We start from the raw sequence: 21,591 nt of genomic DNA on the forward strand, positions 1-21,591 counted from the left end.
TAACACAATTTATCGAAAGTCTAAATTTTCGGCAACCCAATTTTTATAGTATTGGGCGATCGCACATATTCAAGTTGAAGCTTCAGCAGGCGCATTATCTATCAGCCATGCCTCACCTGCTTTTTCACTACTGCTGTATCCCGTTGTATAGCCCCAAGGTACTGCCGATACGCCCATAGCAATTAAGATACTTGGTACCAGCTTTTCATCTAATTCAGCAACCTGGAATTCGTTCTTTAGTTTCTCCAAGATGAAATTTCGTGGATATTCTGGCATCATACTTAAAGTCTCCCGACTCTTCTTCATTTCTTTCCAAATCTGATTGAAAGCAAACTTTTGACCAAGCTCCTTCCATTGCTCTTTACGTTTTCCATACTCTGCCTGAGCAGCAGCCAATCTTGTTTTGAGATCCGCTTCGCTAATTCCGCCCTTATTGTCTTTATTTTGTTGCATGAAGGCTAAAGTGCCAAGATCAAGAGAAGGATAGGTAACTTCTGCAAAATTGCTAACTTTTAAAGACCAATTATCCTTCGTGTAAATATGGTCAACACTACCTGAGGCTGTTAGGTCTAGCCATGCAATATAGTTGCTTCCTTTTTTTAACCGCAAAACTAAATCAGGACGGGTTCCACCCACTGTTACCTGTGTATCCACTGAATACTCTCCAGATATGTTGGGGTGAAACTCCGAGTTTGAGTCACTCACCAACGATTCGATCACATATCCAAAGGCTGCTGCCATCAACTTCGGGCGCTTTTGCGATAAATGTTCATTCCACTTTTGAACCCAAAGTTTGGTATAACCGTTCAATTCCCCATAAGCTCCTAAACTAGGTACGGTGATTGCATAGTTATATGCCTTTTGAACAGTTTCATTATAGGCTGTGAAGAAAGCCTTAGATGCCTCGGCACTTGTTGGATCGGACTTGTCATAGGTAGCATTTTCGATATCTCGCTGGATTATAGGTTCTCTTTTTTCGCTACCTATCATTAATATCGGCGATCGCTGCACGATCGGCTTCATCTGTAATTCTTCCTCATTCTCTGGCGCTTGTTGTCGTTGTATGTCCAGAGATTTCATCTGCTGTGCTACGCTATCGGCTTCCTGTTCGTAAATGTCTCCAGGCTGGCTAATTGAGAGTTTTGCTTGGGTACGCAGTGGTATGCGACTTATATCGTGAGTCAGTGGTTTATGGAGTGGTTGTATTTTTGGAACAGCTTGGCGTGAAATTGCCGACGACTCCAAACCAAAACCGTGCGTTGGGTGTTTCAGGGATGGAATTGAGAAGCCTGTAGTAGTTTTTTTCTGTTGGCTGACGTGTTCTCTCATTTTCTTTTCCTGGTTGCCCAAGCAGTAGCTAGATGAATATTTTGCTGTTACTCACAATTTAGAGTACTGCGATCGCATTTCCAACACAATTCCTCAAAAATCTAAATCCAGGGAAAAACTAAGTTCGACTTTTGGCTACTTTTGATTCTGATGCAGTACCTTTAGCCTGGATTTAGGGAGAGTTTTTTTATTTATGGACTCAAATCAGCAACAGAGTTTTTTCACATTCGATGGAGACGTTGGCGGTACTGCTGGCTACGCAGGGGTTTCAGCGGCTAGCAAGGCGGCGAATGCTGCGGGTAAATACCTCAATGACTCGCGGCTCTTGAACCAACTTACAGAACACGTGTATAAACTTTTGCTAGAAGACTTGCGATCGCAGCGCGAAAGAGTAGGTAATTATGATTCTCAAAGGTGGTTGTGATGGCTACAGGCGCTAATAACGGCAACATTACTCACGAATTAAATTATGTCACTACTAATCGTTTCTACGTTGAGATAGACAGTTCTATTGCTGCTTCTTTCGCCGAATGTTCAGGATTAAGTATTCAAATTAAGAAAAATGTTTTTCAAGAAGGTGGTGTCAACGATCAGCAAAGAATTTATTTAGGTCATACAGAATTTACAGACATCACTCTTAAACGTGGAGTTACCGATCATCCAGGTTTTTGGAACTGGATGAATGCAGTTTTTGATGAACAAAAGAAAACATCTCGGCGCAATGTCAATATTTTGATTTTCAATCAAGCTGGTGAAACGATGATGAGTTGGACTTTAATTGGTGCTATCCCGATAACCTGGAAAACACCGACACTTCAAGCAGATGGCAAAGCCGTTGCCATTGAAGAATTAACTTTAGCTTATGAAGGTTTACAAGTTGCCAGAGCTACAGGAGGAGGTAGTTCTGTACAACGAAATCAAAAAACCGGATATTTCGTTTCTAGTTAATTGGCTATTCTTTAACTATAACTATAGCAATCCAATTTGATTTCTGAATCACTCGTAGAGGTAAGGGACTGGGGACTGGAAAGAAGGAATAAAGGTGTATTGAGTTTTGTTTAAAAATCAAATATGAGTCCTATATGCAAATTATTAAACCTACACTAGGAAACAATATTCATCCCTTGGGGATTAGAGCGTCTTTATTTAATCCTCACAAAATGTTATTGAGAAAAGAGTCTCATTCTCTACATTCACGAAGTAATTTTATCAGTTCCATTCAAAATAAACCACCATTAGTTACATCCTCAAAGTTTTTCTTATCTCGTGAACATGAGCCATCGATACAACCACTAATAGGTTGGGATAGTTGGGATACTCAGGATATAAATAATGAATTTTCCTTACTTGAGCCTGATTCTACTGATTTTATAAATTCACTAGAAAATAGTAATATTAGCAGTAGCGAACTAGTAAATAATAGTATTCCAGAGATAATACCAATTCGCATTGAAAACAATACGAGTAATGATACGTCATCAGAAATCAATATTAGTACTAAAAGTAAATCTAAATCTAAATCTAAATCAAGAAAAACAAATAAATCTCAACAGCCCCCAGAAAAAAAGTCAGCCACTAAATCTAAGACTAAAAAATCGGTTAAATCATCTGTAACTAAGTTTATTGACGAAAACAATATTCCTATTAATTCAAATGAAAATAGCTTATTAGCATCAGATAAACATCTGCTTGCTGAGGTTAACTTAGAACTCCCCACTTTACAACTTGATATTGCTTCAGATATTATTAAAAAGAATCATGATTCAATTAATATTATAACGCCTAGTATAACGGCACCAGATTCACCTAACGTTAATATTACTAACGACAATCTGCAAGTAAATCCTGAATTATCATCTAATTTGCCTAGTGCAGAATCGTCTGAAATAGAAAGTATTTTACAATTGCAACAAGAAAATAAATTAGATGATAATCAAAGTGATTTAGCAGAATCTTCACTTGTAGAATTTCCTTTTTATCAAAATATAGATCAAACTTTTGTCCCCCATAGTTCCTTGGGAAATGATGAACAGCAGATAATCCCTGAAATATTAGAATTAGTTAATATTTCAGATATTCCAGTTAGCCCAACGCTACCACAACAGGATATTCAAACAGATCACCTTCCTTCCATAATTGATAATCAAACCATCGTTTCTTCAACAAATTTAATACATAACAATGAGGTATTGCCAACCTTTATATCTCCATCGTCAGAAGAGAAATCATCATATATAAATAGAAATAGTGATTTTGAGGCAATTACAGATATTGAAACAGACTTAATCTTAGAAAATAATCCAAAGAGTTTTGTCACAGATAATTTTATGGCGGATAATTCTCTAGGAAATGCAGCTTTATCATCAACATTGACATCATCTGATGTTAATGACACACTTCATGTTTTTGCAAATGATGAAAATATAGTAGGGACGCACAGCTATACACCACTACAAGATACTGCTGTACCTAATTCTCAGTCTTCAGTTGTAAAAAGTCCTATTGCAATAGAAGAAGATATTGTCTCTAGTTTTACGAGTCAGTCTTCAGCCGATATACCTATTCAGTTAACACCAACCTCAGCCGATATTGAAGACACACCCAGTTTATTTGCAAACTCTGATAATCATGACCAGTTAGTAACTTTAGAATCACAATCTACTATTGCAGATAATCTTTTAGATGTCTCAACAAATGTAACTTCATTGCAAGATGACAGCAGTATTGAGAATACTACCAACGAGTCTACAGAAAGTTATCCTATCTTAGCGCTACCTGAGATTGTTGAAACACCAGCAGTTACCGCCACATCGCCTGAGATTGGTGAAACACCAGCAGTTACCGCCACATCGCCTAAGATTGTTGAAACACCAGCAGTTACCGCCACATCGCCTAAGATTGTTGGAACACCAGAAGTTACCGCCACATCGCCTGAGATTGGTGAAACACCAGCAGTTACCGCCACATCGCCTGAGATTGTTGAAACACCAGAAGTTACCGCCACATCGCCTGAGATTGTTGAAACACCAGCAGTTACCGCCACATCGCCTAAGATTGTTGAAACACTAGCAGTTACCGCCACACTGCCTGAGATTGTTGAAACTGTGATGTTTCACGAGGACGTTAACACACCAACAATTCCCGCCACATTACCTAAAATCGTTACAACTGAGAGTATTTTCAGGAAAAGTATTGACAATGAACAACCAATAGAATCAGAACTTCCCTTTGCGGTAACAAATCCTAAGATATCAACCTTTGTTGATATTTCAGATAATCCAGATATCCCGGAAGAAACAACTTCCGCACAAAATGAAGTAACTATACCATCTGAAGTTGAGCAAAACGCGACTATTAAAAATTTGCCCGCACCTAAAGGTTATGCTACTGGTGGTCAAGTAACAGACTCCCACGTTGAAAATCGTCAACAGATTGCAGCCTCGGATACAGTACCAGCAATGCTTACACCTGGGGAGTTTGTGATTAATACCAGGGATGCACAGAAGAATTTACCTCTACTACATCACATCAACACTGGTGGAACACCGCAAGATATTATCCTTCCAAGTTTACAGATACCCAATCCCACAGAACCAGAAGAAACAACTTCTCCAGAGACTCCGACTAAAGTCGATTCTTTTCCAGATACTTCATTACAGCTAAAAAGTACCGAGACTTACTCACCTCAGATATCCAATTCTTTAATTCCTTCTTCTTTGGGGTTGAATATTAGTAAACAGAAGCTTTCAATTCTCAATTTTCCACAGCTTAATTCTCTTCAAAACGAAACAGTTGATGTGGATGAACCTTCACCTCAATACTCATCACCTCCCCTAATTTTCCGAAAAGCAAATCCCAACACTAATACACCTTCCCAATGGTCAAATACACCTTCTCAATGGTCAAGTGTGGAAGATTTACTCAATGCAAATAATGATGAATTCACTAACTTTAACTTTAGTGATGTGGAATCTAATAGCCAAAATTATGATTTTTCTCATGTTTCAGAGTCGCCACAAGTTTTTGCTAAACACCTTCCTACACCTAGAGGCTTTGCTGATGGTGGAGAAGTGACTCCACCCGACATATCTAGAGAAATACAACCGATAACTGAGACAATAGAGAATACCTCTTTAGCTTCTCAAGAAGATGATAAAGATAATACGGCTAATCTTGAAGCTCTAGCCCGTGAAATTTATCACAGATTACGACAACGGATAGAAATTGAGCGAGAACGTCATGGCGGTTACTCTGGTCGATTACCTTGGTAATTTTCTATTCAATAATTAATTTTTGGAGAACTATTCAAATGGCAAGTCCCGCAATTATTGTTATTCAAAAGCGCCAACCACAACTTGAGAAAGCCAAACTTGTAGCTTATAACGGCGAAGCGCCAGATATTGAATTAATGTTTAATCCTACAGATATTAGTTTTGCTCGAACTGTGAAGTGGGAAAGTAAGCAAGGTAATAGGGGAACTACTTTACTTCCAAAAGTAAACTTTTCTGGGGTTGATCCTTATAAGTTTACACTGAAACAATTATTATATGATACTTATGAAACGAAAGAGTCGGTAATGAAAAAATATATTGATAATATTAAAAAGGGTGTAGAAACTATCAATAGAGTAACTGATAAGCGCCCACCTGTTTATATATTTACATGGGGAACAGAGTATTTCTATTGTGTAATTACGAGTTTAACTTACTCTTTAAATATGTTTATGAGTGATGGTACACCAGTTAGAGCGCTGGTAGATATAGCCTTGCAAGAAGTAGATAAAAATAACCTTCCTGGAGGACGCGAATCTGATTCTAAAGGTGCAAGTCGCCAGCCAAATCCCAAACTGGGAAAAAATAATTAAAATTTAGGATTGTTGGAACATTTTAATTTTATAGATTACTACTTATGCCTAAAAAAAGTCTTTATTTAAGCGAACCTAAAATTCAGATAGACGGAAAACCTGCTTCGGCTGAATTAATGAAGGATTTGTTGCAAATAACAATCGAAGAAAGCCTTCATTTGCCAGCAATGTTTACGCTAGTAATACATAATAGCTATATTCCTACATCTGATCGACCAGAAAATAAGGCTTGGCGACATGATCCGTTATTTAAAATTGGCAAAAAAGTCAAGTTGGGTTTTACTTCGAGTACTACTCTAGATAATAATTTTCAAGATGAGGTAGAAAAAACTCTAATTGAAGGCGAAATTACCGCGATGGAAGTTCATTTCAATGAAAAATCTGAAGCGGACATCATTGTTCGTGGTTATGATATTTCTCATCGTCTTCACAGAGGTCGTTATAATCGTTCTTTTTTGAATGAAACTGATAGTGATATAGTTAAAAAGATAATTCAAGAAGTAGGTATAAGACCTGGCGATATCGATTCAACAGGCGAAGTTAATAAGTATGTTTTCCAAGAGAACCAAACTAATATGGAGTTTCTGCAGGAAAGGGCAGCCCGTAACGGTTTTGAACTATTTATTACAGAGGATAAGCTGAATTTTTGTAAACCAAAAATTCAGGAATCTCTAGCATTAGAATGGCTAGATGATATTAGTAAATTTAGTACCCGCGTCACCAGTGCTGAACAGGTGAGTTCTGTAGAAGTACGTGCCTGGGACTATACTAAGAAAAAATTGATTAGCCAAACAGCTAATAAAGAAAAACAAGTAACCGAGACAGGCAATCAGTTAGGAAGTAGTACCAGTACTGCATTTTCTAATCTTAAGTCTCCCAAAATGATTGTTGTAGATAAACCTGTCACCAGTCAAAATCAAGCAAAAGCTATGGCTCAGGCTTTGTGTGATGAATTGGGAGGAGAATTTGTTTATGCAGATGCTAAAGCAGCAGGGAATCCTGAGATTCGTCCTGGACGAGTTGTTAAGCTTAAGGGTATGGGCGATCGCTATAGTGGTAAGTATTATGTTACAGAAACCCGCCATTTCTACAGTCAGCGGGTTTATGAAACTGATTTTAGCGTGCGGGGGCTACGTTCTGGTAACTTATTCACAACTCTATCCCCACAAAAACGTCTACAGCCATCTGAGACTCTATTAGTGGGAATTGTGACTGATAACAAAGACCCACGGTCATGGGGTAGAGTGAAGGTAATGTTTCCCACTCTCACAGAAGAACATACAAGTGACTGGGCAAGAGTTGTAGCTTTGGGAGCAGGCCCAAATCGAGGTTTCGACTGTTTACCAGAGGTAGGCGATGAAGTTTTGGTAGGTTTTGAACATGGCGATATCCACCGTCCCTATGTCATTGGCGGGGTATGGAATGGTCAGGATGCACCACCGGAAAAGGTGGATGACTCGGTTACAAGTGGTGTGAGATTACGCACCATTAAGACTCGTGTAGGTCATGTTCTACAGTTTGTTGAAGAAGATAAAGGAAGTAGTAAAAAAGGTATTCGTGTTGAAACCACAGGTGGTCACAAAATATATCTCAATGATAGCGATCGCTGTATAGAGATTGAAACCACAGGTGGTCATAAAATCAAAATGGATGACATGGCTAAATCTGTTTCAGTGAAATCAACAGGTAATATGTCATTAGATGCTGCTGGAAATATAGACATTTCAGCCAACGGCGTGATTACAGTGAAAGGTGCGATGATTCGCCTTAATTAATTTTCTATGTTTTTTCTCAGCGCTCTCTGTGCCTCTGTGGTTTAAAAGTAATTTATCTAACTACGGAGACGCAGAGAACACAGAGGCAAGAGATTAAAGACACTATAGGAGGTTGTTATGGGTAAACCAGCAGCAAGAATTACCGACAATGTAGCGCACCCTTTACCCCCAGTTTTAACAGGAGGGCCGGGTAGTCCCAATGTTTTGATTGGGTCTTTACCTGCGTGGCGGGGTGTGCTTGCAGCAGCAGTACCAGGTTTGCAGTCTGCCAAAACCGCTTCTGATGCAGCTATCCAAGCGGCTGAGGCTGCTACTTTAGCGGCGGCTGGTACACCAGGGGCACCTGCTGCTTTGGCCACCGAACAAACTACAAAGGCAACATCTGCTGCTACTATGGGTAGTGCGATCGCTGCTGCTGCCGCTGGTGCTGATATTCATAATTGCGCCACACCTTTACCCTTGCCTCCTCACGGCCCTGGGGTTGTGATTGATGGTAGTCAGACTGTGCTGATTAATAATCTACCTGCCTCTCGGATGGGGGACACTATTCTAGAAGCATTAGGACCACCAAATAAAATTGTCAAAGGTGATTTTACTGTTTTGATTGGCGGCTGATTGGAAAAGTAGGGGAGATGGGGGAAATGAGGGAGAAAGTCGGAACTATAGCGTTTCTCGTTCGGATGCAATACACTTTGACCTCACTTCCATTCCTCTCTCCTAAAAGGAGAGAGGCTTTGAATTTTACTCCCCAACGCTAGAAGGGAAGGGGCTGGGGGTTAGGTCTGTATTCTATGCAACTGAGAACCACTATAGATTTATCCACCTCAGAACTCCGTTCATCCACCTCAGAACTCCGTTCATACACCTCGGAACTCCGTTCATCCACCTCGGAACTCCGTTCATCCACCTCAGAACTCCGTTCATACACCTCGGAACTCCGTTCATCCACCTCGGAACTCCGTTCATCCACCTCGGAACTCCGTTCATCCACCTCAGAACTCCGTTCATACACCTCGGAACTCCGTTCATCCACCTCAGAACTCCGTTCATCCACCTCAGAACTCCATTCATCCACCTCGGAACCTTAAACTCCTACCTGCCTCTTCATCTTCGACCTTTGGCGAATAGGCTTAAACCCTTTGTGCCGATATCTTTGAAGATATCCATGTAACAGCTGTCTAAGTGCCAGATATGGTTTATGGTCGCGATCGAGCCTATTTGGGAACAGGTTGGGCTTATCCACTGCATTTAAGTGTGCAAGGTGGGATACAACTTAGCCGTGAAGATCAAAAAGTTAAGGAATCTATTTGGATTATCCTCCGCACGGGAGTAGGTGAGCGGGTTTATCGACCTACCTTTGGTTCGCGCTTGTCGGAACTGGCGTTTGCACCTTTAAATAGCGATACTCTACTGCGAATCCGTCTTTATGTTTTGGAAGCTTTAGAAGTTTGGGAACCACGCATCACTATCGATGAAGTTCTGACTGATCCTGACCCTATGCGTGGCAGAGTGGACATTATTATCAATTATCGACTTAAAGACGGCCCGGATATTTATAGTTTTGTTTATCCTTATTATTTGGTTTCAGCTGGGGAGGAATCGTGAACTTTGACTTTTTACCGAAATTACCTTCTTCCAACTTAGACGATCGCGCCTTCGATGATTTGGTGGAAGAATGTATTATGCGTATTCCTCGCTACTGTCCAGAATGGACTGACCATAATCTCAGCGACCCAGGAATTACGCTAATTGAGTTATTTGCTTGGTTAACTGACCAAATGTTGCTCAGATTTAACCAAGTACCCCGAAAAAATTATGTCGCTTTTCTAGAATTACTGGGTATTCGTCTTCAGCCTCCCGCCCCAGCCCGCACAGAATTAACTTTTTATTTAAGCGCTGCACTACCTGAAGCCTACACAATTCCAGCCGGATTGGAAGCCTCAACTATCCGCACTGAAACTACAGAAGCAATTACCTTTAGTACAGATGCTCCGCTAATTATCGGCAAACCCCGCATCCAACACTTCTTAACTGCCCAAACTACCGAAGATATTCCCCAATCTCTGCGCGAAAGAGTCACAACTTCCTGGACTCGTCAATCTAACGGTTACTGGACAGGTAATGAACAACCAATATTTGAAGAGGAACCCCAGCCTGGTAACTGTTTTTATTTAGCAATTAATTCTGATGATCCTTTAGACGCTAATGTTTTAGAAATTATTTTCCAAGGGGCTGCGGCTACCCCGGCTGGGATTAACCCCAATCAACCACCCCGCAAGTGGGAAGCCTGGGATGGGGAAAATTGGCAACCCGTTTTATTACAAGAGTCAGATGATAAAACTCGCGGTTTCAGTTTTTATGAAATTGCTCAACAGGGTGGAAACCCGTCTCAAGGTGCAGAGGTACGTTTGCATCTACCGCAGATTTGGCCTGTGGCTAATTTTACCTCATACCGAGGTCGCTGGTTGCGCTGTAGCTTTGTTTCCACAGAAGCCAATGAAACTGGTTACAATCGTCCACCAAGGATTATTGGTTTAGCAGTGCGGTCAATTGGCGGTACTGTTAGGGCTAGTCATAGTATGCTAATTCAAGATGAGCGATTGGGAATTAGTGATGGTACACCCGGTCAGAGTTTCCAATTACAAACAGCACCAATTTTAGAACGCCGAGAAAATGAGTATATTTTAGTTACTCCCGCTGGTGGTTTGCCGCAAAAGTGGACTGAGGTGAGAGACTTTGCTGATTCTGGGCCGCATAACTTTCATTACACCATCGATTCCATCACTGGTACAATCCAATTCGGGCCGCTGATTCGAGAACCTAGCCAACTTAAACAACAAACACAGGTGCGGACGCGAATTCAGCAACCATCACTAGATGACACATCTGTACAAGTTCTTGATAATAACCAATCTGAACACCAATATGGGGCGATTCCTCCCCGTGGCTCAGAAATTAGGATGGTTACTTATCGTACAGGCGGCGGTAGAGAAGGCAATGTGCAAACTGGGGCAATCCAGTTTTTGAAGTCTGCGTATCCATATATTGCTAGTGTGGTCAATCGTGTACCTGCAATCAATGGGGCGGATGCAGAATCACTGGAACAGGCTGTGATAAAGGCTCCCCGTATCCTCCGCACGCGCGATCGCGCCGTCACTGCTGAAGATTTTGAAGTTTTAACTCAACAGGCGGGTGCTGGTGCGATCGCACGTGTTCGGTGTTTGCCAGCAAATTCTCGGAGACAAGCAGGTATAGTTAGTTTACTGGTAGTTCCATTCGCAAACACAGATGCGATCGCTCAAGGCAATGGCATGACACCAGAAGAATTTGCCCTCAGTAATGCCCTGCAAGAGCAAATTTTGAGTTATTTAGATGAAAGACGCTTATTAGGGGTACAAATAGAATTACAAGAGCCGAATTACGTAGGTGTTTCGGTGCAGACAGAAGTTGCTTTAGAGCCAGCATACAACAACACTTTTGCCAGCGAGGAAGTTCGCCGGAATTTAAGGCGATCGCTATATAAATATCTAAATCCCTTAACTGGAGGAATTGACGGCAAAGGTTGGCCATTTGGACGACCAGTTTATACATCAGATATTGTCGCATTACTGCAACAAACCCCAGGTGTCCGTCATTTAGGCCCCGTTCTGCTGTTTCCCATCCGCAAGCAAGGAGAAGTTTGGCGACGACAACCATCACCAGAACAATTGATTGACCCAGGATCGGAAGGTTTGATATGTTCTTGGGCTGATACAAATCTGCGTTCAAATCACGACATCCAAATAATTCGTAATTAGTCATTTGTCATTTGTCATTTGTCATTGGTCATTTGTCAGTAGTTATTCTCCTCCCAGTCCCCAATCCCAATTCCCAATCCCCAATCCTATGGTTCAAAGTCGCTCTAGTCCAGCTGTAAGCATTCAATTAACGCCAATGCAAATTCCCGAAGCTTTACCTGTGGCAGGTTTAGCATTTGCAAATACAGAAAACATCGATGTCGCTGGGCGTAGTTTACTCTTGCATCCTGGGCATCCCAGCGAAATGATTGTCCAAGTACAAAACTTAGAACAACGTCCTTTGCGGGTAAGTTTAAGTATTGAGGGTAACTTCCCATCTCAGTGGTGTCAAATTGGCACAGAAGGAAGTGAAATACCGCCTCGCGGACAAATGGATGCTGTTCTCTACTTCTCAATTCCCGACACATTTTTTGAAGACCAAGAAGCAATTTCCCCTGGTAAAAAAGATAAACTAACGCTTAATTTCCGCAGCCTTATTACCCTACACATAGATCCAGGGACGGACAATGAACAAATCGAGAGAAGCGAGTATTTCGATTTATACATCCGTCCCTACACGGACTACATGGAATTCTTGCCAATTTTGTATCGAGAAGTGGACTTTATTGGTCGCTTCATGAAGATATTTGAGCAAGCCTTTCAACCAATAGTTAATAGTTACAACGTCATGTGGGCAAACCTCGATCCCTTGACAGCACCGCAGGCACTATTACCTTTTATGGCTCATTGGGTTGCTTGGCAAGTAGATTCTGTTTGGGATCTCCAGCAACAGCGGCGTTTAATTCGCCGTGCCGTAGAACTTTATCGCTGGCGAGGAACTCGTAAAGGATTGCGTCTTTACTTGCATCTTTATACTGGTTTACCACTAGACGAACATTTAACTAATGAAGCTGATAAACATATTAGTATTACAGAACCTTTTGGGCCAAGTTTTATTATCGGAGATGCACAATTAGGAAATGCAGTTTTAGCGGGTGGACAACCATATCATTTTATAGTACGTTTGCGTTCCAATATTTCTAGTGGCATCATCAATGAAGAACTTATCCAAAGAATCATAGAACAAGAAAAACCAGCTTTTTGCACTTATGAATTATCTATCGAGAATCCTACTAATTAAATAATTCATAATGACGCTCTCTACGAGACGCTTCGCGAACGCGGACTCGCTACCGCTACGTTAACGTAATTCGTAATTAAGTAAAATTAAACAGACTTTTAATCCAAAATCCAAAATCTAAAATCCCAAATTGCGATGTCTCACCCTTTCCCCCCTCCACCAATAAAATCTTTTGAGCGCCTGCAAGCCGCAGATGGCTTACTAATCAATGCAGAACGTTGGCGCACAGCCCATGAATATCACCGGAATCGGCAAAATGCTCAATATCAAAGCTTAAACCAACCAGGAATTGTCTGCGGTTTAGGCGTTCGAGATATAACTGCCCCAAGCCTTGTAGAAGCTAGATATCGAGATGGACGTTGGGTACAAATTCAGCCTGGTATTGCAATTGATTTAGCCGGCAATCTAATTGTTGTACCGACTTCTTATGATTTTCCTATTGATATGGAAGTAGTAAGTTCTGAACCACTCATGATCTACTTAGTAGTTAGCTATGTAGATCCTGATGAATTGCGGCGCGGGCAGCAAAGAGATATTGTTCAAGAAACTTATCGAATTGACCAAAGAAACTCTACACCAGCCAGTTCAGAAATAGAAATATGTCGGATACTTTTGCAACCAGGACATACTGAGATTACTCAACCTACGGATGCTTTCTTTCCTGGATATAACAATATTGATTTGCGTTATCGCCGTCAAGCACAAATGCGTCCTCAAGCACTTGTCTGTATGGCACAGGCGAATCATAGTGATCCCGAATGTGCGCGTAATTTTTTCAGCCTTTCGTATTTGTTACAAGCAGTAGAACCCCTATACCCAAGTTTGCGAGGGGCTGATGAACCCGGTCAGGTTTCTTTAGCAGAAAATATCCAAGACTATGACATTCTTTATCTCACAGGTGGACAAGCAATTTCTTTAAATAGTCTCGAATTTGAATCCCTCAGAAATTATTTAAATTTAGGTGGTGTGCTTCTAGTTGATGCACCAATAAATGCTAATCCTCTAATTGAGAGTACTCAAGCTTTGGCACAACAGTTAGAAAGTCCTTTAAGGCCTTTAGAAGAATTGCAACGGAGTCATCCTTTAAGGACAAAACCTTTCTTATTTGCTGCCTTACCAATGGTTAATCAACAGCAGATTAAACTATTAATCGGTGGAGGAATTATTTTAGCTATTGGAGATTTGGCAACTGCTTGGGGACTGGATAGAGATTTGAGTTTACCGAGATTGACTATTCGGACAGCTCAGGAATTAGGGATTAATATTCTTCACTATGCTTGGAAACGGCGACAGTTAATTGGTTTGCAGCAGGAAGATAATTCCGGGCAGTGGTGAAAGAGGCAGGGAGCAAGGAGCAGGGAGCAGGGGGACAGAAAAGGGATTAGTGTCAACTTAACGGGAAACGGGCGGTTAGAAACCGCGTATATACAAACAAAACCCACCTGCGTGGGTTTCAAACCCTCAAGGGAACTCCAAGAAATAAATTATCCAAAGTTGTGGGGTGGGCATCTTGCCATTGGTGTCGACTTAACGTGAAACCGCTCGTCCGCCGGGAATTGAAATTCCCGTCTCATAGCTAAAGTCATCTGAAGATGACTAAATGTCGCCAAAAATCTCCAGTCTACTTCAGTAGACTTAAGCTAAAAGCCAAAAAAATTTATTTCCGGGCGGGCATGGCAGCCAACAGATATGCCAAATTCTTGCTGAGGGAAACCCCAAACTAAGGGGTAATAAATAACTTTCGCTACTTTCACTATTTTTTCAATTGTTCTAAATAAACAGCAACCTGCATCATAAAGCTGTTACATCTTTGTTAAGAATAGTTACAAGTTCTTAACACAAGGAAATATTTATTATGGTTCTCTCACTTGAGAAAAATGCACCACATCAGGTTGTGATCGTTGGTGGTGGCTTTGGTGGACTGTATACAGCAAAAGCTTTGAAGACAGCAAACGTAAACGTTACTCTCATTGATAAACGCAACTTTCACCTATTTCAGCCGCTTTTATATCAAGTTGCCACAGGTGCGTTATCACCTGCTGATATTTCTGCACCATTGCGATCTGTATTCAGCAAAAGCAAGAATACAAAAGTTTTGTTGGGCGAAGTAAATGATATTGATCCCAAAGCCCAACAAGTTATTTTGGGTGATGAAATAGTACCTTATGACACATTAATTGTCGCCACAGGTGCTAACCATTCCTATTTTGGTAAGGATAACTGGAAAGAATTTGCTCCTGGCTTGAAAACTGTTGAAGATGCCATAGAAATGCGTCGCCGGATATTTTCGGCATTTGAAGCGGCAGAAAAACAAACTGATCCTGAAAAACGCCGTGCTTTGTTGACTTTTGTGATTGTGGGTGGTGGTCCCACCGGTGTAGAATTAGCAGGTGCGATCGCAGAATTGGCATACCAAACTCTCACAGAAGATTTCCGCAGCATCAACACTTCAGAAGCGAGAATTTTACTATTGCAAGGTGGCGATCGCATCCTCCCACACATTTCACCAGAGTTATCAAAAGTAGGAGCAGCATCTTTACAGAAGTTGGGTGTGGCTGTCTACACTAACACCAGAGTGACAAATATTGAAAATAACATTGTTACTTTCAAGCAAGGCGATGAATTGACAGAAATAGCCTCAAAAACCATATTGTGGGCAGCAGGCGTTCAAGGTTCACCTCTGGGGAAAGTTCTAGCAGAAAATACAGGTGTAGAGTGCGATCGCGCCGGACGTGTGATTGTAGAACCTGACTTGTCTATCAAGGGTTATAAAAACATTTTTGTCGTCGGAGATTTAGGCAACTTCTCTCATCAAAATGGGAAACCCTTACCTGGTGTTGCACCTGTAGCCAAACAACAAGGAGAGTATGTAGCTAAACTCATTAAACGCAGGCTTCAAGGTCATACTTTGCCACAATTCCGTTACAATGACGTAGGTACTTTGGCAATGATTGGGCAAAATTTAGCTGTTGTAGATTTAGGCTTAATCAAACTCCAAGGTTTCATTGCTTGGCTCTTTTGGCTAGTAATTCACATCTACTTCTTAATCGAGTTTGACACTAAAATAGTAGTAGCAATTCAGTGGGCGTGGAATTATATCACTCGTAATCGTCGCTCTAGATTGATTACAGGTCGGGAAGCTTTTGTAGAAGCAAAAACTGTTAAGAAGAACGTGCAACGGCCTTCTGTGACACCTCTGTAACTTCAGGAATTACAGAATCATTCAATGATGTTATAAGAGCTTGTTAGAGTGATGACTGTACCTTCCCTTATTTTGAGATGGCAAGAGAAATTAACGGCTTGAGGGGGAAGTAATTAACGTGAGTTCGATAAACCTCTCCCTGCTTTGAATTAAAGTTCAAGTCTGTCCCTCTCCGAGTCGGAGAGGGACGGTTTTGCATGATTCTAGAATCTTCATTACACCGATTAAGGATTTTCAAAAAGTTAGAATTATTGAGTGCATTAGACGTAGGTTGTGTGAAGCGGAGCGCAACCCAACATATATCAGGATATCGGGCAGGATGTTGGGTTACTGAAATGTCTTTAATTTTGAATTTTGAATTTTGAATTTTGAATTGTTAATGAGTTTGGTTGTTTGATATTGCAGCATTATTTTTATCGTGTTCAAGTTCTCTGATTAGAGAATCAAAACCACTGGTGTTGTTTCCGCTTTGGGCAAATAAAGACCGAATTTTATTGATGATCGCACTCATACTGTTGGAGAAAAACCGACCGAGATTATTAACAAAGTTTTTCAGTTTCTCAAATATCGTAACCTCTACAGTTGAGTATTTATTGACAATGGGATATACAATTTTTCCTTTTTCTGTTTCATAGTACTCTTGTTCAGGCATCAACATTGATTTGAGTGGTTGTACCTGTTTTGCCATATCGGCTTCGGTTCGTTTATTGCTGAGGAATAAAACATCATAAATTTTCCCATTCCAGCTAGCCCAATAATGGTTTTGAAAAAACCATCGTTTACCATCATCACAATTTGGCTTTTTCCCTTGGTGTGGCGTAGCTCCAGCTTCACTCAAAAAAGGCTTGGCAATACTTTCAACTGTTATTTTCTCAATACCAAAATATTCTTCTGCAACTTTTTTAAAAGCACGAGCTAATGTCTGACAGTCTCCTTCTGGAGAGCCTTTTAATAGAGTATCTTGACTCTTACTCACCATTGTGTATTGAAATTGAATATTTCCAAAATTTTTGAAAAGCTGTTCCAGGATTTTATCTTCTGGTAATGTGTCATCTATGCCATTTACTAGTGTTTTGGCTAGCGAGTATTCTTGTAAAAATTTTTGTTTTTTATCTGCTGAGTTATTTGCTGCTAATATTTCTTCAGACTTTGCTTGTTCGTTCTTAATACCTGGTAGAGTTGTCTGCTGTGCATCCTGGTTTTCTGAAACAACTCGATTAATTTGGTTAACTACAGAAGTAGCGACGCTATCCGCCTCTTGCTCATATTGATCTCCTGATTGACCAATAGTGAGTTTTGGCTGTATTTGTCCCATTAACACACTATCAGCACGTTTGATCGCCATTTTGCTCAGGCTATGACCAAACTGGGAAGAATGTTTTTTTCCTTGCTGCAACGACTCATTTATCTTTGTTTGCAATACAGTGAGTCGCTCTTGTCCCTCTGCTGTGATCGTGCCGTGCTTGGCTTGTATTTGGAGTTTTGTTGCCTCAAACTGATACTGTTGAAATTTCTGATTTTCTACTTTAGCCTGTACTATAGGCTGGTTGGAGCGGAGTTGAGGGTGGGTAGTTAATAGATGCTTTCGCAACTGACTTTGCTCTGACGAATAAGCGGATGAGTCAGCTTTTTTGTGGATTTGTAGCCGTTCTTTCATCGCTAGTTTCAAAAGTCAATAGTGGGTAATCTATATATTATGTCATTTAAATAACCCCAACTTTTTAAAGAAGTCGGGGTTCTACGGGTTTTAGATCGGATTGCGATAATTTCTACTGGCTTAAGAACGCCGTACATTCAAGCAACACCATTCTTTTCGTTTCCACAGGGTAGCGACAACCCAACCATTTTGTTCTAAAGCGTCAGCAACAGCTTTAGATTGTTCCAGCAAAATACCACTGAAGATCGCCCAAGTTTCAGATTTAGCGATCGCACTCATTTCTGGTATCAATTCAATAATTACATGAGCCAAAATATTGCAGACGATACCATCCACCGGACTTACAATTAATTTTGTCAAAACGTCTACACTTCCCAATGCTGGTAGTAAACGTTCTGGGCTAATGTCATTCAGGGCACCATTACTGATGGTTGATTGTACCGCCAAAGGGTCATTATCTACTGCATAGACTTTCTCTGCACCTAATAGCAGCGCCCCAATGGAAAGGATACCAGAACCACAGCCAATATCCGCAATTACCAGATGTTCATGTTTGCCACTACTACCCACAAAAGACTGAGGAACGCCACTCAGGCGCATTTCCAAAGATTCCAAACATAACTGAGTCGTAGCATGGTTGCCCGTACCAAATGCTACACCAGGGTCGAGACGAATCACTAACCGTTCCGTTGTTTCTGGTAATGGTAGCCACGCTGGGTTAATTAGGAAGCGATCGCCTATTTCTTGCGGATGCCAATATTGTTTCCAGCTAGTCGCCCAATCTTCCTCATCAATCAATTGCCATTGCAGTGAGGGAGATGAAACTCCTACACAGAGGGCATCTTGACGCAGCCATAGCGATAGTGCTGCCAAATCTAGTAACTCTGTTTGAATTGTCGGCAGATAAGCCCTGACTAAAGATGAGTTTCCTTTGTTTTCGCTAGCTGTACCACGACAGCCAAAATCTTCCAGTCGCCAAAAGATCGAATCTTCTAGGTCTGGCTCACATAAAATCTGTAGTTCCCACCAGGTGTTTGCCATAAAAAAGTAAAAAGTAAAAAGGTAAAAGGCAAAAGTAAAAGTATTTCTTTTTACTTTTGCCTTTTTACTTTTGCCTTTATAGAGTTACTGTATACGCGTCCCGAATACCAGGGACTTTGATAATTTCATCCAAAATGCCCTCTGGTAAAGGGTCATCTATACTCAGAGCCATTACCGCATCACCACGGACGATTTTACGACCTACCTGCATACTGGCAATATTCACATTAAAACTGCCGAGTAGGGAACCAAGTTTGCCGATGATCCCCGGCATATCGCGGTGTAGAGTAAACAACATATATTTGCTGGGGGGGACGTTAATTGGAAAACCGTCAACGTCGGTGAGGTGGATTTCCCGCTCACCCAACAAAGCGCCTGTTACTGAATGAGTACCTAAAGTACCCGTAGCTTCTAGATGCAGTGTGCCGGCATAGTCTCGAATGGAAGCATCGCGGGTTTCAATTACCCGAATTCCGCGTTCTTTGGCTTCTATACTGGCATTTACGTAATTTACCCGTTCCCGCAAAGCTTGGTAAAGTAGTCCTTTCAGGGCAGCAACGATTAAAGGCTGACTTTTGTTAGTTGCGAGTTCACCTTGCAGTCGAATATTCAGTACTTCCACCCGTCCGCCAGCTAGCTGTCCTACTAGATTACCTAGAGTTTCTGCTAGCTGCATATAGGGTTTGAGTTCTTCCAAAACGTCGGGGCCGAGTCCGGGGATGTTGACGGCTGAACGCGCTGGTAGTCCTAAAAGTACATCACGAATTTGTTCGGCAACATCAATGGCCACATTCACTTGAGCTTCGGCGGTAGAGGCTCCTAAGTGGGGGGTGAGGATAACTTCTTTGCCTAGCGATCGCAATTCCGATTCACCCAGCGGTTCTGACTCGAACACATCCAAGGCTGCACCACCGATTTTACCAGCTTTCAGAGCTGCTGCTAAAGCTACTTCATCAATAATCCCACCACGAGCGCAGTTGATAATCCGGGCTGTGGGTTTCATCTTTGCCAAGGTTGTGGCATTGATTAAGTGGGTAGTTTCTGGGGTTTTGGGAATGTGGAGGGTGATATAGTCTGCTTGCTGGAAGAGTAAATCCAACTCCACCAACTGACAGCCAATTTGTTCGGCTCGTTCTGTAGAAATAAAAGGGTCGTAAGCTAGGAGTTTCATCCCCATTGTCTTAGCTACAGCCGCAACATGGGAACCAATTTTGCCCAAACCGACAACGCCGAGAGTTTTTTTGTAGACTTCCGCGCCGACAAAGCTATTGCGATCCCAAGCACCGCGTTTCACCGAAGCGTTAGCATCGGGGATGTGGCGAGATAAAGCTAAAATCATTGCTAGTGCGTGTTCGGCAGCGGCAATTGTATTTCCCTCTGGAGAATTGACTACCACAATTCCCCGGCGTGTGGCGGCGGGAACATCTACATTATCCACGCCCACACCAGCACGACCGATGATTTTTAGCTGAGTGCCGGCATCAATGATTTCTTGAGTGACGCGTGTACCAGAGCGAATCATCAGCGCGTCATACTCACCAATAATTGCGATCAGTTCCGCTGGTTTTAGACCTAGTTTGACATCAACAGTTGCAACTTGCGAAAGAATGTCAATTCCAGCTTGGTCAATCGAATCGGAGACAAGAACCTTAGACATGATTATTTCATTTAAAGCTACAGGTTTTGCTGCACAAGACTTTTTAGTTTAGTCTTTATCTGTCGCAATTCAGCAAAAATTATTCATTTGAATATCGACTTAACTTTAACTTACACTATATGGTCGTGGTATCAAAGCATGAGTTACTTCCGGTGGCTAATGCCTGCTAAGTGTTTTTATTGCTGACTAGAAACTCTCAACACTAGCTTTACCAAGTACTAGCTCAGAAATCGCTATAATTCTGGTGAGCCAAATACCCTTTGAGTTTTGTGGAAACCACCCATGTTAGAGTACAACTTGCCAAGGTACTTGCCCTCAGCCGAGGAACTACCGGACTCTGATGAAACACCTGTGGATAACGAACTGCAAGAATTGATACCAGGCTTGCTTAAAGCTATCCTGCTGATACTTTGGGCAGAACGTATGGACTGGTTGTTTGCCATAGATATGGGTATTTATTATCACCCAGATAAACCGCCAATTGTCCCAGATGGGTTTTTGAGCTTAGGGGTAGAGCGTTTTTATGATGAGGAACTGCGTCCTAGTTATGTGCTGTGGGATGAAAATGTTGTACCGATTTTCGTCCTAGAAGTAGTATCCCAAAATTATCGTAAGGAATACACTACTAAATTAGCTGAATATGAGGCTTTAGGTGTACTTTATTACGTAATTTATTCCTCTCGTCGCCGCCGTAAACCGCATCTGGAAGTACATAAATTAGTTAATGGTAAGTATGAATTGCAAGAGGGAAACCCATTTTGGCTACCAGAAATTGGCTTAGGAATTGGTTGCGAAAGGGGAAATTATTGTGGTGTAACACGAGAATGGATGTATTGGTATGATGAGCAAGGACAACGATATCTCACGCCCGCAGAACAAGTAAAACAAGCAGCACAACTTGCTCAACAAGAGATACAACGCGCTCAACAAGAGACACAACGCGCTCAACAAGAGACACAACGCGCTCAACAAGAGACACAACGCGCTCAACAAGCAGAACAACGCGCTCAACAAGCAGAACAACGGGTGCAACAATTGACTGAACAATTAAGAGCGCTGGGAATAGATCCAGACAATCTGGGTTAACTGAAATATTTTGCAATATTTTCAACAAGACTCAAAAAACTGAGTTTTTCAGATTTATGGCAA

Annotated in this window: 17 protein-coding genes; 13 read left to right on the forward strand and 4 right to left on the reverse strand. The window is 41.5% G+C overall.

Annotation, left to right across the window (positions count from 1 at the left end):
• Window positions 1-69: 69 nt before the first annotated feature.
• Window positions 70-1,329, reverse strand: a complete 1,260-nt coding sequence (locus V7L07_RS15315) for a hypothetical protein (protein ID WP_335059169.1) — start codon at window positions 1,327-1,329, stop codon at window positions 70-72.
• 193 nt (window positions 1,330-1,522) lie between these two features.
• Here V7L07_RS15315 and V7L07_RS15320 point away from each other — a divergent pair, with 193 nt between their 5' ends.
• The 12 genes from V7L07_RS15320 (at window position 1,523) to V7L07_RS15375 (ending at window position 16,087) form a co-directional block, all read left to right on the forward strand.
• Entirely contained in the window at window positions 1,523-1,753 is a 231-nt protein-coding gene (locus V7L07_RS15320) for a hypothetical protein (RefSeq protein WP_334708922.1), read from the forward strand.
• Complete coding sequence (locus tag V7L07_RS15325) at window positions 1,753-2,277, forward strand: phage tail protein (RefSeq protein WP_179065051.1); 525 nt, start codon at window positions 1,753-1,755, stop codon at window positions 2,275-2,277. Before V7L07_RS15320 ends, V7L07_RS15325 begins: the two co-directional genes overlap by 1 nt.
• Window positions 2,278-2,411: 134 nt before the next feature.
• Window positions 2,412-5,600, forward strand: a complete 3,189-nt coding sequence (locus tag V7L07_RS15330) for a hypothetical protein (RefSeq protein ID WP_335059171.1) — start codon at window positions 2,412-2,414, stop codon at window positions 5,598-5,600.
• Window positions 5,601-5,638: 38 nt separating this feature from the next.
• Window positions 5,639-6,193, forward strand: coding sequence for a CIS tube protein (locus V7L07_RS15335; protein ID WP_335059173.1), 555 nt, complete (start codon window positions 5,639-5,641; stop codon window positions 6,191-6,193).
• Between the two features lie 44 nt (window positions 6,194-6,237).
• Window positions 6,238-7,968 (forward strand): VgrG-related protein, encoded by a 1,731-nt coding sequence (locus V7L07_RS15340; RefSeq protein ID WP_335059175.1) that lies wholly within the window; start codon window positions 6,238-6,240, stop codon window positions 7,966-7,968.
• Between the two features lie 117 nt (window positions 7,969-8,085).
• Window positions 8,086-8,583 (forward strand): PAAR domain-containing protein, encoded by a 498-nt coding sequence (locus V7L07_RS15345; protein ID WP_335059177.1) that lies wholly within the window; start codon window positions 8,086-8,088, stop codon window positions 8,581-8,583.
• Between the two features lie 176 nt (window positions 8,584-8,759).
• A complete protein-coding gene (locus tag V7L07_RS15350; protein ID WP_335059179.1) occupies window positions 8,760-9,056 on the forward strand; it encodes a hypothetical protein in 297 nt (98 codons plus the stop codon).
• A gap of 103 nt (window positions 9,057-9,159) precedes the next feature.
• Window positions 9,160-9,573 carry a GPW/gp25 family protein gene (locus V7L07_RS15355; protein WP_335059255.1) on the forward strand — a complete coding sequence of 138 codons (414 nt, stop codon included), beginning with the start codon at window positions 9,160-9,162 and terminating at the stop codon, window positions 9,571-9,573.
• The gene (locus tag V7L07_RS15360) at window positions 9,570-11,765 is read left to right on the forward strand and encodes a putative baseplate assembly protein (protein WP_335059180.1); all 2,196 of its coding nucleotides are present in this window, start codon (window positions 9,570-9,572) and stop codon (window positions 11,763-11,765) included. Before V7L07_RS15355 ends, V7L07_RS15360 begins: the two co-directional genes overlap by 4 nt.
• Window positions 11,766-11,853: 88 nt before the next feature.
• On the forward strand, window positions 11,854-12,885 hold the full coding sequence (locus V7L07_RS15365; RefSeq protein WP_335059182.1) for a phage tail protein: 1,032 nt from the start codon (window positions 11,854-11,856) through the stop codon (window positions 12,883-12,885).
• Window positions 12,886-13,020: 135 nt separating this feature from the next.
• Window positions 13,021-14,220: a DUF4159 domain-containing protein gene (locus tag V7L07_RS15370; protein ID WP_335059184.1), complete on the forward strand. Its 1,200-nt coding sequence runs from the start codon at window positions 13,021-13,023 to the stop codon at window positions 14,218-14,220.
• Between the two features lie 520 nt (window positions 14,221-14,740).
• Window positions 14,741-16,087 carry an NAD(P)/FAD-dependent oxidoreductase gene (locus V7L07_RS15375; protein ID WP_335059186.1) on the forward strand — a complete coding sequence of 449 codons (1,347 nt, stop codon included), beginning with the start codon at window positions 14,741-14,743 and terminating at the stop codon, window positions 16,085-16,087.
• Window positions 16,088-16,463: 376 nt separating this feature from the next.
• Here V7L07_RS15375 and V7L07_RS15380 read toward each other — a convergent pair whose 3' ends face one another.
• The 3 genes from V7L07_RS15380 to serA form a co-directional block, all read right to left on the reverse strand.
• Window positions 16,464-17,744, reverse strand: coding sequence for a hypothetical protein (locus V7L07_RS15380; RefSeq protein ID WP_335059188.1), 1,281 nt, complete (start codon window positions 17,742-17,744; stop codon window positions 16,464-16,466).
• Window positions 17,745-17,864: 120 nt separating this feature from the next.
• On the reverse strand, window positions 17,865-18,785 hold the full coding sequence (gene prmA, locus V7L07_RS15385) for a 50S ribosomal protein L11 methyltransferase (RefSeq protein ID WP_335059190.1): 921 nt from the start codon (window positions 18,783-18,785) through the stop codon (window positions 17,865-17,867).
• Between the two features lie 76 nt (window positions 18,786-18,861).
• Window positions 18,862-20,442: a phosphoglycerate dehydrogenase gene (gene serA / locus V7L07_RS15390; protein ID WP_094350973.1), complete on the reverse strand. Its 1,581-nt coding sequence runs from the start codon at window positions 20,440-20,442 to the stop codon at window positions 18,862-18,864.
• Between the two features lie 282 nt (window positions 20,443-20,724).
• On the opposite strand from serA, the gene V7L07_RS15395 reads away from it, so the two are divergent.
• A complete protein-coding gene (locus tag V7L07_RS15395) occupies window positions 20,725-21,528 on the forward strand; it encodes a Uma2 family endonuclease (RefSeq protein ID WP_335059192.1) in 804 nt (267 codons plus the stop codon).
• Window positions 21,529-21,591: the final 63 nt, after the last annotated feature.

The organism is Nostoc sp. (genome assembly GCF_036916985.1).
In the GTDB taxonomy this organism is placed as follows: Bacteria; Cyanobacteriota; Cyanobacteriia; order Cyanobacteriales; family Nostocaceae; genus Nostoc.